The following is a 12,370-nucleotide window of genomic DNA, read 5'->3' on the forward strand; positions in this document are numbered from 1 at the left end:
CGTTGCGAAAGTGGCTTTCGCAACCCGTAACTCGCGTGCTCAAGACCGAAACTCGCGTGTCTGAAGCCGTCATTCGCGTGATTGGGGCCGTAACTCGTGAGTTACGGCCCCAATCACGCGAGTTACGGGTCTGATCACGCGAGTGACGCGGTTCTAGCCCTTGAACACGCTCTTCCGCTGCGAAAGGCGTTTGTACAGCGACTGCTGGATCGACTCCCGCACCTGGTCGGTCAGCGTGAAGACCAGCATCGGGTCGTCGACGGCGTCCGCGTCGTAGGTGTCCGTGCGGATCGGCTCGCCGAACTCGATGCTCCACTTCGTCGGCAGCGGGATCGCGCCGAGCGGGCCGAGCAGCGGGAAGAACGGCGTCACCGGGAAGTACGGCAGGCCGAGCACGCGCGCGAGGAGCTTGATGTCCCCGATCTTCGGGTAGATCTCCTCCGCGCCGATGACCGACACGGGGATGATCGGCACGCCCGTCCGCAGCGCGGCCGAAACGAAACCACCGCGGCCGAACCGCTGCAGTTTGTACCGCGACGAGAACGGTTTCCCGATCCCCTTGAACCCCTCCGGCCAGACGCCGACGAGTTCTCCCTTGCGCAGCAAGCGTTCCGCGTCGGCGTTGCAGGCGAGGGTCTGCCCGGACTTACGGGCGAAGGAGCCCACCAGCGGCACCTGGAACACCAGATCCGCGCCGAGACCGCGCAGATGCCTGCCGCCGGGGACGTGGTCGTGCACGGCGACGGCGGTCATCAGCGCGTCGAGCGGCAACGTGCCGGAGTGGTTCGACACCAGCAGCGCGCCGCCGTCGGCCGGCAGGTTCTCGACGCCGAAGGTGTCGACGCGGAACCACTTCTCGTACAGCGCGCGCAGCGGCGGCAACAGCAGGGTCTCGGTGAGCTCGGCGTCGAAGCCGAACTCGTCGACGGTGTAGTCACCGGTCAACCGGTCGCGCAGGAAGCCCAGCGCCGTCCTGAGGGAGGCCGGGAGGAGATCCGCGTCGGACGGACGAGTCCTGGCCGGGGCGACGCGCGCAGCCCCGGGGAAGTCGACGACGGGCGCGTCCGCCCGGCGCTCCCGCTCCAGATGTTCTTGCGCTTCTTCCGACTCGCGAAGATCCCGTTCCGCCTGGACGGCCGGGTCCGGCTTCTCTCTGCCGGGGCCGTGCAACGGGATGACCTGCGCTTCAGCGCCGCTCACGTTTTCCGCCTCGCCTTCGTGAGAGTTCTCGTGCGGTCTGCTCATCGGTGGGTCGCCTGTCCGGTCGCCGCGGCCACCAGCACCTTGCCCGCGAAACCGGCCAGCCTGCCGCCGTCCACCACGGGCCGGAGCCCGCGGCCGGTGATGTAGTCGTCGAACGCTTCCCGCGTCGTCCAGCGCGGGGTGTAGCCGAAGTCGTTCTTGAGCTTCGTGATGTCCACGACGCGGCCGAAGTTCAGGAGCCGCACCTGATCGGCGGAGAAGTCGACGACCCTCGCTCCGCGCAGCACCTTGCCGACCGACGGCACGACACCGCTGGGCATCGGCAGTCCGACGCGGCCTGCCCGCCGGATCGCCTGAGAAAGGGTGAGTACCCCTTCCGAGCCGACGTTGAACACGCCGGGCTTGTCGTTCAACGTCGCCTGCTCGAACACGGACAGCGCGTCCGAAGCGTGCAGCAGCTGGATCCGCGCGTCGTAGCCGAAGACGGTGGGGACGACCGGCAGCGCGAAGTAGCGCGAGAGCACGGTGTCGATCTCCGGGCTGATGATGTTGGCGAAGCGGAACAGGGTCGTCGTGATATCGGGACGGCGGCGCAGGAGACCGCGGACGTATCCCTCCATCTCGACGGCGTCCTTCACGTAACCGCTGGTCGAGGTGGGGATGAGTTCGGAATCCTCGGTGAAGACGGCCTGGGAGCGCGCTCCGGCGCCGTACACCGCGGCCGTCGACTTCACCACGAGCTTGCGCACGAGCGGCGAGCGCTGGCAGGCCGCCAGCAGCCGCATCGTGCCGATGACGTTGACCTCTTTGATCGCCGTGCGGCGAGCGGGGCCCGCCGGATGCGCGGTGCACGACGCGTGCACGACGGTGTCGACCTTGGCCGTGCTGATCACCTTGGCGATCAGCGGGTTGCGGATGTCGGCACGGACGTACTCGGCGTGCCCCATCCGCTGCAGGACCGCCTTGCGCGGGGGCGTGGTGTCCACGCCGATCACCCGCTCGAACTCCGGATTGTTGCCGAGTCTGGCGAGCAGCTTCCCGCCAAGGTCTCCCCCGACCCCGGTCACGAGCACGATGTTCGACGGCATAGGACTCCCTGCGGCTTTTTGGGCGGTTCTCGGACGTCGATCACGGGGTCCTGATGACCTTGAGCGCTGGTCCGTCGACCGTGTGTGCGCGTACCTGCACTCACTGGAAGCATCGCGCGGCTGCCCTTGAGATGTTACCGCTCATTAGGGGTAGTCGAGCCAGCGCTTACATGCTATTAACCCGCTGCTCGCAGAGGGGATGCACGTCTCACTCGAATGGGCGGAAACCGCCCACGAAATGGGAGTGGCCCGTCCAGAAACTGGACGGGCCACTCACCGGCTGTGTCTTACTTGCCGGCCTTCCTACGCTGAACGCGCGTCCGGCGCAGCAACTTGCGGTGCTTCTTCTTCGACATGCGCTTACGGCGCTTCTTGATCACAGAGCCCATCGTGAGCGCTCCTTCCTTCGTCGTCGGTCACGCTGCCCGGCGCAGCGTCCAACGGGTGGAGCGCACAGGCACGAGCGGTCTTCCAGGGTACTCGCGCCCCGGAAGACGCCCTCGGGCGGGCACGTCGTACTCCGCGAAACGGGCCTCAGCCCACGTCGAAGTACGCGCCCTGCAGATATTCGTGAACGGCCTTTTCGGGCACTCTGAACGACTTCCCGACGCGCACCGCGGGCAACTCGCCCGAGTGAACGAGGCGGTAGACGGTCATCTTGGAGACCCGCATCAGCGTGGCCACCTCGGCGACCGTCAGGAACTGGACCTGGCCCACTGAAGGCAGGTCATCCTTCTTGTTCGGCGGCATGATTCACCGTGTCCTTCGACACGTGTCGCGCCACGAGGCTTCCCCACCTGTGGTATCGACACGCACGTGCTCTCCTGAGAGTAGCGGGACACGTGTGGCTAAAGCGACGCGAGTCACCGAGATGGGCCCGTCCGACTACGCATTTCGTCCTCTGGATGCGGTGATTCGCCGTCGAACCACCGCATCCAGAGGACTAAGTGCGAGGGTCGTGGGCGGCGCCCAGCTCGGTCGAGCGATCCTTCGCGGCCTCGATGGCGGCCAGCAGCGCCGCGCGGACGCCGTGCTTCTCCAGCTCGCGGATGGCGTTGATGGTCGTCCCGGCGGGCGAGGTGACGGCTTCGCGCAGCAGCACCGGGTGCTCGTCGGACTCGGCGAGCATCTTCGCCGCCCCGACCGCCGACTGGATGATCAGCTGCCCCGCGAGCGCGCGCGGCAGGCCGAGCAGAATGCCGGCGTCGATCATGGCCTCGACCAGGTAGAAGAAGTACGCGGGCCCGGAGCCGGACAGCGCCGTGACGGCGTCCTGCTGCGACTCGGGCACCTCGACGACCTGTCCGACATGCGACAGCAGGTCCTTCACCACCGCGATGTGCTCGGCGGTCGCGTGCGCCCCCGCGGAGACCGCGCTCATCGCCTCTCCGACGAGCATCGGCGTGTTCGGCATGACCCGCACCACCGGGACGCCCTCGGCCAGCCTGCGCTCGTACAGGGCGGTCGGCAGGCCCGCGCACAGCGAGACCACCAGCGACTCCTTGCCGAGCAGCGGCGCGAGCTCGTCCAGCACCGGTTCGATGTCCTGCGGTTTGACCGCGACGACCAGCACGTCGGCCCGGCGGGCGGCGTCGGCGACGCTGACCCCGTGCACGCCGTAGCGCTCGGTCAGCTCGGCCGCGCGCGCCGGGTACCGCTCGGTGAACAGCAGGTCGCCGGGGCTGTGCCCGCCGTGCAGCAGGCCCGAGAGCAGGGCCTCCCCGATCTTCCCGGCACCCAGAACCGCGATCACACTCATGTCATTCAGCGTGCCAAACAGCCGTCAGCCACCGGGCGCCGGGGCAAGCGCCAGCTGCCGCGCCTGGCAGACGAGCCTGCCCTGTGAGTCGACCACGAGCGCGTCCGAGTCGAACCACGCCTCGTGCACCGACTGGCTCTGGACGAGCACCCGGAGCCAGCCCGGCGCCGGGCGCGTGCGCAGCAACGCGGTCAGCTGCACGGTCGGCGCCCAGCCGACCCGCCCGAGGTTGTAGACCACCGGCGGGTTCACGTCACTCGCGAGAAGGGCGAAGAACGGATCCGCGAGCCCGTGCCTCGGCCGGACCCACAGCCGGATCCTCGGCGGGTCGCCGATCCGGCCGTGCAGGTAGCCGACGCTCGCGGGATCGAGCCGGACCTCGCAGCCCTTCGCGAGGTTGAACAGGCCTTCGGAGGTCTCACCGGTCATGGGTACCGCGCCGGGCGGCGGCTCCGCGGGCATGGCGGGGACGTCGGTCCACTCCGGACGCCGCATCGGCAGCCGCCCGGTGGTCACCCTGGCCTCGACGCAACTGCGGCCCCGCTGCTCCAGCGTGACCGCGACGACCGAGGCGCGCCTTCCGACCTTCCGGACGTCCATGCGCAGCAGCACCGGCCCCACCGCCGGCGGATGCAGGAACTCCGCGCTGATCGCCAGCGGCTCGGACGGCGGCTCGCCGCGTTCGTGGAGGAAGGTCAGGGCGGCCCGTGCCATCAGTGCCATCAGGAAGCCGCCGTGGGGGTGTCCACCGATCGACCATTCGGTCCGCAGGACCGCCGTGAAAGTGCCGTCACCCAGCGATCTCGTCGCGCACGCCGCGTCGAAGGAGGTGCTCGTGTCGTCGGCCGCGCTCACCGAGCACTGACCCAGGCCACGAGCCGATCCATCGGGGTGCGGGAGATCAACAAGCGCAGCTGGTTCACGGTCGGAACTTTACGTGTACCAGCGCCTCGGGCGCAGTGAGGAATGAATCTCCGCACCCGGAGACGATCTTTGTCACTGACCGAGGTGAAGCCTCGCGAACAGGAGTGACTCCGCGAGGTCCCGCGACCGCCGCGCCGCGCTCGGCGAGCGCCGGGTGTTGATCTCCAGCACGACCTGTCCGGAGAAGTCGCTGTTCACGAGCTTTTCGAGCAGTTCGGCGCAGGGTTCGATCCCGCGTCCGGGCACCAGGTGCTCGTCCTTCGGCAGGCCCGTGCCGTCGGCCAGATGGACGTGCGCGAGCCCGGACCCCATCCGTTCGGCGAGCGCGAGGGCGTCCATCCCGGCTGCCGCTGTATGGGACAGGTCGAGCGTGTAGTGGCGAAACCCTACGTCCGTAGGGTCGATCGATGGCCGGAACGCCGACACGCGGGACGTCCGCGAGCCGCCGGGCGGGCGGACCTTGAACATGTTCTCGACCGCGATCTCGATCCCGCTCGCCTCTTCGAGCTCGTCGACGAGGTCACCGAACGCGTCGCCGTAGCGGCGCTGCCACCGGAACGGCGGATGCACCACGACCGTGCGCGCGCCGAGCTCCTGCGCCGCGTCCACGGACATCCGCAGACGGACCTCGGGATCCGGCGACCACACGCGCTGGGTGATCAGCAGCGAGGGCGAGTGGATCGACAGCACCGGCACACCGGTGCGGCGCGACCAGCGGCGCAGCGCGGAGACGTCCTGGCTGACCGGGTCCGCCCAGACCATCACCTCGACACCGTCATAGCCGAGGTCGGCGGCCAGCTCGAACGCCGTGCCCGCCCGCAACGGCCAGACGGACGCCGTCGAGAGACCTACCGGAATCTGCTGAACCATTCCGGCATCCTTCCCGAGGCCGCTAACGCGCGACCAGCAGGAGTGCGGCCGGTGAGACCGTCACCACCAGTCCGACCAGTACCGCGAGCACCAGGGTCTGGAGATCCTCCGCCTTGCGGATCTTCCGGACGATCCACACCAGCGCGACGATCACCAGCAACGCGGCGACCAGCGCGGCGGCGGGGATGTTCACCCACAGCCAGTTGAAGCCCAGCCAGACCCCGGCGCCGCCGACGACGCCGAGGGCGAGCTGTCCGGCCAGCGCCAGCCACTGCTTGCCCGGCGAAACCTTCTCGGCGGGCGCCGCGGGCTCGTCGTCCTCGACGACATCGTCGACGTTGTCGTCGTAGTCGTCCTCGTAGTCGTCGGCGCGGTAGCCGTAGTCGTCGCGGCCGAAGTCCGGGCCGCCGTCCGGGTACGCCGGGCCGGCGAACTCGCGCTCGTACTCGTCGAGGTTGTCCTGCCGGTCGCGGTCGTCGAGCGAATGCGGCGGCACGAAGGGCATCGGCGCGGGATGCCCCATGGTCGGAGGACCGGCGTCGAACGGATCCGGCTCGGGGTCGGCATCCGGTTCGACGGGCGCGACCGGGGGCGGCACCGGCGGGATCCCGCCGATCTCGGTGTCCTCGGACTGCACCTTCTGCCTGCGCTTGCGCCAACCGGCGAGACCGGCGGGCGGCGCCGGAGGTTCCACCGGTGCGGGTGCCTCGGGTTCGGCCGGAGCTTCGTCGCCGACCGCGGCGAACTGTTCGGTGTTCGGCTCGGCCTTCGGCTGAGGCGGACGCGCCGCGGGACGGCGGCGCCGCGCCGGCTGGGCGGGCGGCGTCGCGAACGCGCCGCTGGCCATCGGACCCGGCTGGTCCTGCACGTCTTCGGCCGAGGTGTCGAGGCCGCCGTCGAGCCTCGCCGACAGCCCGGAGGATGGAGGTCCGGCGGGCGGCTCGGGGCGGCGGCGGACCGGCGGCACCGCGCCACGGGTCTCCTCCGGGCGGGGACGGCCACGCGGCGGCAGCCCCTCGGAGTCCGGCGGACGCTGCTGGTAGCCGGACTGTTCCTGCGGCGGCGTCGGCCGCGCGAACTGACCGGATTGCTGAGGCGGCTGCGGCGGACGCTGCTGGTAACCGCTCTGCTCCTGCGGCGGCGCCGGCCGCGCGAACTGACCCGACTGCTGCGGCGGACGCTGCTGATAGCCGCTCTGCTCCTGCGGCGGGCGCACCGGCGGCGTCTGCCGGGTCGGGGTGGACGCGACGTCCGGCGGCACCGGCAGCGGCGCGGAATCCTGCTGCGGAAGCGGACGCGGACCGGAGTCCTGCTGCGGCTGCGGAAGCGGACGCGGTGCGGAGTCCTGCGGGCGCGCGCGGCGCGGCGGACGGTTGAGCGGCGGCGGGGTGTCGCCGGACACCCTGTCGATGATCGCCTGGGGCGCGGTGTCGCTCGGGGACGGCGCGCGCCGTCCGCGGGCGGGCTCGGGAGCCTCGTCGTCGTCGGCCGCGCGGCGTCGCCTGCGGCGCCCGCCCTCGGGCTGGGCTCCGTGCTGCGCGAGCAGCTCCGCCACGGTCTTCTGTGGCTGGCCGCTCTCTGTCTCGTCCGTCATACCGTGCAGTCCAATGCGCGCTCCGGCCGTTGCGAACCGGCACGCGACGGGGCATGGGCGGCGTCGCGCGCGCTATCCACCGTCATCCGCATTTCCGTCACCTCTTCACCGTGCCCGTTCTCCGTCGACTAAGTCCAGTCGGGCGCTGCCGCCCACAGTCTCGTCCGCACCGTTCGAATGGTCCAGCCGTCGAAGGATGACACCTTCTCGCAGCGCCCACGGACAGATCTCCAGTTCTTCCAGGGAAAGCGCCCGCATGGTGGCTTGTGCGACGAGCGCTCCCGCCACCAGCTGATGCGCCCTGCTCGCGCTGACCCCCTCGAGTTGTGCCAGGTCATGGGCGGTCATCCGGGAGATGAACGCGATGAGCTGGCGCAACGCGGTGTCGGTCAGGGTACGGCGCACATGCGGCCCGCTGGCCGACGGCGCCGCTCCGGTCAGCCGGGCGAGCGACCGGAACGTCTTCGACGTCGCCACGACACGATCGGGTTCACCCAATTTGGCGACCTTCTTCGCGAGCGGGGCGAGTTGTTCTTCGAGCCACGCCGAAGTCGCGATGAGCTCCGACCGGGTGGGCGGGTCGTGCTGGAACCGCGTCCGGGTGGTCCGGCCCGCACCCAAGGGCAGCGATTCGGCCAGGTCCGGCTCCTCGTCGCGGCCCATCGCGACCTCCAGTGAGCCGCCGCCGATGTCGAGCACCAGCAGTTTCCCCGCCGACCAGCCGAACCAGCGGCGGACGGCGAGGAAGGTGAGCCGGGATTCGTCGATCCCGGAAAGCACCCGGAGCTCGACGCCTGTCTGTTCCTGGACCTTCGCCAGCACCTTCGGGGCGTTCTTGGCTTCGCGGACCGCGGAGGTGGCGAACGCCATGACCTCTTCGCAGCCGAGCCGGGCCGCGGCCGCCTTCGCCGATTCGACCGCGCGCACGAGGCTGTCCGCGCCCGCGCGGCTCAGGTCGCCGTTGCGGGTGATCTGCTCCGCGAGGCGGAGGACGGCCTTTTCGGAATGCATCGGGGTCGGGTGGGCGCCACGGTGGGCGTCGACCACGAGCAGGTGGACGGTGTTGGAACCGACGTCGAGTACCCCTAGGCGCACGAGCGTCTACGGTACCCGCCCCCACGTCAGGTCACGAAACCGTAACCGTGATCTGTATCGCAGGGGGCGGGTACCGACCTGTCACGTCTCGAACTTGTAGCCAAGGCCACGGACGGTGACCAGGTGCCGGGGCGAGCCCGGGTCCGGTTCGATCTTCGACCGCAGCCGCTTCACGTGGACGTCCAGCGTCTTGGTGTCGCCGACGTAGTCCGCGCCCCACACCCGGTCGATCAGCTGCCCGCGGGTCAGCACGCGGCCCACGTTGCGCAGCAGGTACTCGAGCAGGTCGAACTCCTTCAGCGGCAAGGAGACCTCCTGGCCGTCGACGGTCACCACGTGCCGCTCGACGTCCATCCGCACCGGCCCGGCGGCCAGCACCAGCGGCGCCAGATCACCTTCGGAGCCCGGCTCACCACCGCGGCGCAGCACCGCCCGCACCCGCGCGATGAGCTCGCGGGCCGAATACGGCTTGGTGACGTAGTCGTCGGCGCCGAGTTCCAGGCCGACGACCTTGTCGATCTCGCTGTCGCGCGCGGTCACCATGATCACCGGCACGGCGGAACGCTGCCTGAGCTGCTTGCAGACGTCGGTGCCGCTCATCCCGGGGAGCATGAGATCGAGCAGGACGATGTCGGCGCCGTTGCGGTCGAACTCCTCGAGTGCCTGCTGCCCCGTCACGGCGACGGCGGCGGTGAAGCCCTCTTTGCGGAGCAAGAACGCGAGCGGGTCGGCGAACGACTCTTCGTCCTCGACGATGAGAACCCTCGTCACAGGTTTCCTCCATGGTCGGGGCTTTCTTGCCCTGTTGCCACGAGACGGGGTGTCCGCTCGGGGGTCTTCTCCGGCCGGGACGCCGGCGGAGCCTGTTTCGCGGGCGCGGCCGGTTCGGCGGGGATGTGCGCGGGGATCCGCAGGGTGAAGGTCGACCCGGTGCCGGGGCGGCTCCACAGGCCGACCGAACCGCCGTGGTTGGCGGCCACGTGCTTGACGATCGCCAGCCCCAGGCCGGTGCCGCCGGTCGCCCGCGACCGTGCCTTGTCCGCGCGGTAGAACCGCTCGAAGACACGCTGCTGCTCGTCCTCGGCGATACCGATACCGCGGTCGGTCACCGCGATCTCGACCTTCCCGTCGACCAGCCGCCTGCTGATCGACACCGGGCTGCCGGGCTGCGAGTACGCGACGGCGTTCTCCAGCAGGTTCGACAGCGCGGTGACCATCAGCGTCCGGTCGCCCTCGATGAGGAGCCCGCTGGCCGCGTCGGTGGTGATGGTGATCTCGGCGGATTCCGCCGAAAGCGTCGTCCTGCCGAGCGCCTCGCGGACGACGGCGTCGACCTCGACGACGTTCAGATCGGGCAGCCGCTCGGCGCCCTGGAGCCGCGACAGCGCGATCAGTTCGGTGACGAGCTGGCCGAGCCGCGTCGATTCGCGGAGGATCTTGCCGCCGAAGCGGCGGACCTCCTCGGTGTCCTCCGCGGCGTCGAGGACGGCCTCGGTGAGCAGCGCGATCGCGCCCACCGGCGTCTTCAGTTCGTGGCTGACGTTCGCGACGAAGTCACGCCGGACGGCTTCGAGGCGGATCGCCTCGGAGTGGTCGACGGCCTCGACCACGGTGAACCCGTCGCCGAGCGGGCGGACCTCGCCGAGGACGGCCTCGGGCTGGCGTCCCCTCGCCTCCAGCGGGGAGAGGTCGATCTCCATCGGTTCGTCGGTCTCGACCACCTGCTCGGCGGCCTTGCGGGCCCGGGGATCGGCCTGGTTGACCTTCACCAGCCCGAGTTCGTAGGCACGCGGGTTGTGCAGGACCATGTCGCCGAACTTGTTGAGGACGACGACGCCGTTGTTGCTGGACCGCACGAGGCGTTCGAGCAGTTCGGCCACGGTGGGACCGGTCGGCCGCCGCTCCTCGCGGCGGGTGCGGCCCCTCGCGATCAGGAAGCCGAAAACCACACCGACGATCAGTCCGCCGACGGCCAGGGCGAGTGCAACAGGCGTGGTCACAGGGGAATCGTAAGCGTGCGGGTAGCCTTTTGGCCTAGTCCCGGCCGCGTACTCGTGATGCCTATGACACCTGGGGACACCCTGTTCGCCTGCAGGTCAGGCCTCGTTCACGTGGCCGAGACCTCCTGGGTGAGGCGGGTCACCCGAAACGGGGACACCGGTACCGTCTCGTGCCCGGATTCCGACTTTCGTCGTGACCTTCCGAACCCGCTCACCGGTGAATAGCGATGTTCCCGTCACGGGTGCCGGGGAATGTTGGAAGACTGTCGCCGTGGAACTCGTCAGTGACATCTCCCTGATTCGCGGAGAAGAAGAGCTGTTCGACCGGACGGCTCATCTGTTCGTCGCGGCGACCGACATCGCGTGCGCGGCCGACGACCTCTACACCTGGGCGCTTTCCCGCCCGTCGCTCACGCGGCAGGGTGAACGGCTGGTCCGCGACAAGCGGATCCGCAAGCTGTACCGCCCCGGTGTCCTGCTGAACGAGCAGACCGCCGAGCACCTGCACCACCTGTCCGGCCTCGGCGCGCAGATCCGGATCGGCACCGAGGAGATCAACGAGACGATCCTGCTCGACGAGCGGGTCGCGATCATGGCGGGCGACGAGGGCAAGGCGGTGCGCTCCTACAGCGTCATCTCGCGCCCAGAGCTGGTGCAGGGCATCCTGTCGCTGTTCGAAACCGCCTGGCTGGCGTCCACCACCCTGGAGACGTTCGACGCGCGGTTCGCCGACATCCGGATGGAGGCACCGCAGATCCTCGAGTTCCTGACCACCGGCTGCAAGGACGAGAAGGCCGCGAAGAGTCTCGGCATGGGCGTACGCACTTATCAGCGTCGTGTCTCCGAGCTACTGGTCGCGCTCGGCGTGACGTCGCGGCTCCAGGTCGACGCGCGGGCGCGGGAACTCGGGCTGCTGTGAAACGCTGGACGGGACTCGCCTTGCTGCTCGCGCTCGCGGGCTGCACCACCGCGGTCTCCGGGACCGCCCGGCCCGAGCCGGAAACCCCGCCGTCGAACCTCGCGCTGGTCGACCCGGCGCGGACGGCCTCGGTGCTCACGGCGGTGAAAACGGCCGCCGAAGCGGTGTTCTCCTACGACAGCACCGCCGTGCCCGCCTACGAGAAGGCGCTCGCCGACAACTCGACGCCGAGCGCGCGCGACGAGCTGGCGAAGCTGTTCGCCGAGGTCCGGAAATCGGTCGAACCGATCAAACTCGTGACGAGGGTGATCGTCTCGGCCGCGGCCGAGGAGACGCCGGACAAGGCGCGGGTGCTGACGGTGCTCGACCAGAGCAGCACCAGGGCGGGTGCGACCAGCAAGGGCATCGCGTCGGTGCTGCTCGCGACCGTTCGCGAAGGCGACCGCTGGCGGATCGACAAGGTCGAGGTGAATCCGGCGCCGCCGCCGCCCGCGGCGGAGAAACCGGGCGCCGGCGACCGGGTGTTCGCGAGGGTGCGGGATTCCGCCCGCGACGGCGCGCTCCGCGTCGCGGAAGCCCTGCTGAACGTGGACCCGGCCGACCCCGAAGGCACGTACGCCCGCTACGAATCCGTGTCGACGGGGCAGTTGCTGACCCAGTTCCGGCAGGACAAGGCGGCGCGGCTGGACCAGATCCGGTCCGGGAACGCGAAGGCGTCGCTGGCGCCGAATCCGGCCGCCGCGGTCATGGAGGTCGTGGACGACAAGGCGAGCGTGCTGCTCTTCGCGACGACGGACGTCAAGGACGCGGCCGGGCAGACGACGAAGCGATACCTGCCGATCGTCCTGCGCCTCCAGCGGCTGCCCGAGGGCTGGAAGGCCGCGGGGGTCGAATCGGTCCAGCCCCTCCCCTGACGCA

General features: G+C 69.9%; 13 protein-coding genes. 2 read left to right on the forward strand and 11 right to left on the reverse strand.

The annotated features are described in order from the left end of the window. Positions 1-153: 153 nt before the first annotated feature. The 11 genes from ACXIZN_RS30925 to ACXIZN_RS30975 all read right to left on the reverse strand — a co-directional run bounded on the left by ACXIZN_RS30925 (position 154) and on the right by ACXIZN_RS30975 (position 10,533). Complete coding sequence (locus ACXIZN_RS30925; RefSeq protein WP_457958574.1) at positions 154-1,245, reverse strand: lysophospholipid acyltransferase family protein; 1,092 nt, start codon at positions 1,243-1,245, stop codon at positions 154-156. Continuing rightward, entirely contained in the window at positions 1,242-2,291 is a 1,050-nt protein-coding gene (locus tag ACXIZN_RS30930; RefSeq protein ID WP_457958575.1) for an NAD-dependent epimerase/dehydratase family protein, read from the reverse strand. The genes ACXIZN_RS30925 and ACXIZN_RS30930 overlap by 4 nt, the downstream gene beginning before the upstream one ends. 287 nt (positions 2,292-2,578) lie before the next feature. Further along, positions 2,579-2,680, reverse strand: coding sequence for a 30S ribosomal protein bS22 (locus ACXIZN_RS30935; protein WP_007030867.1), 102 nt, complete (start codon positions 2,678-2,680; stop codon positions 2,579-2,581). Positions 2,681-2,825: 145 nt separating this feature from the next. Further along, complete coding sequence (locus ACXIZN_RS30940; RefSeq protein ID WP_016330918.1) at positions 2,826-3,041, reverse strand: helix-turn-helix domain-containing protein; 216 nt, start codon at positions 3,039-3,041, stop codon at positions 2,826-2,828. A gap of 193 nt (positions 3,042-3,234) precedes the next feature. After that, positions 3,235-4,050 (reverse strand): pyrroline-5-carboxylate reductase, encoded by an 816-nt coding sequence (gene proC / locus ACXIZN_RS30945; RefSeq protein WP_457958578.1) that lies wholly within the window; start codon positions 4,048-4,050, stop codon positions 3,235-3,237. 24 nt (positions 4,051-4,074) lie between these two features. Beyond that, positions 4,075-4,905 carry a thioesterase family protein gene (locus ACXIZN_RS30950; protein WP_457958579.1) on the reverse strand — a complete coding sequence of 277 codons (831 nt, stop codon included), beginning with the start codon at positions 4,903-4,905 and terminating at the stop codon, positions 4,075-4,077. A 141-nt stretch (positions 4,906-5,046) separates the two neighbouring features. After that, a complete protein-coding gene (locus tag ACXIZN_RS30955; RefSeq protein WP_457958581.1) occupies positions 5,047-5,844 on the reverse strand; it encodes a sugar phosphate isomerase/epimerase family protein in 798 nt (265 codons plus the stop codon). Between the two features lie 22 nt (positions 5,845-5,866). After that, entirely contained in the window at positions 5,867-7,438 is a 1,572-nt protein-coding gene (locus tag ACXIZN_RS30960) for a hypothetical protein (RefSeq protein ID WP_457958582.1), read from the reverse strand. Between the two features lie 105 nt (positions 7,439-7,543). Then, positions 7,544-8,533, reverse strand: a complete 990-nt coding sequence (locus ACXIZN_RS30965) for a Ppx/GppA family phosphatase (protein WP_126733210.1) — start codon at positions 8,531-8,533, stop codon at positions 7,544-7,546. Positions 8,534-8,614: 81 nt separating this feature from the next. After that, positions 8,615-9,304 (reverse strand): response regulator transcription factor, encoded by a 690-nt coding sequence (locus ACXIZN_RS30970; RefSeq protein ID WP_034310560.1) that lies wholly within the window; start codon positions 9,302-9,304, stop codon positions 8,615-8,617. Further along, positions 9,301-10,533 (reverse strand): sensor histidine kinase, encoded by a 1,233-nt coding sequence (locus ACXIZN_RS30975; RefSeq protein WP_185927116.1) that lies wholly within the window; start codon positions 10,531-10,533, stop codon positions 9,301-9,303. The genes ACXIZN_RS30970 and ACXIZN_RS30975 overlap by 4 nt, the downstream gene beginning before the upstream one ends. 271 nt (positions 10,534-10,804) lie before the next feature. On the opposite strand from ACXIZN_RS30975, the gene ACXIZN_RS30980 reads away from it, so the two are divergent. After that, entirely contained in the window at positions 10,805-11,452 is a 648-nt protein-coding gene (locus tag ACXIZN_RS30980; protein WP_034310555.1) for a hypothetical protein, read from the forward strand. Further along, positions 11,449-12,366, forward strand: coding sequence for a hypothetical protein (locus tag ACXIZN_RS30985; protein WP_457958585.1), 918 nt, complete (start codon positions 11,449-11,451; stop codon positions 12,364-12,366). The genes ACXIZN_RS30980 and ACXIZN_RS30985 overlap by 4 nt, the downstream gene beginning before the upstream one ends. Positions 12,367-12,370: the final 4 nt, after the last annotated feature.

It is taken from the genome of Amycolatopsis sp. TRM77291 (genome assembly GCF_054166285.1).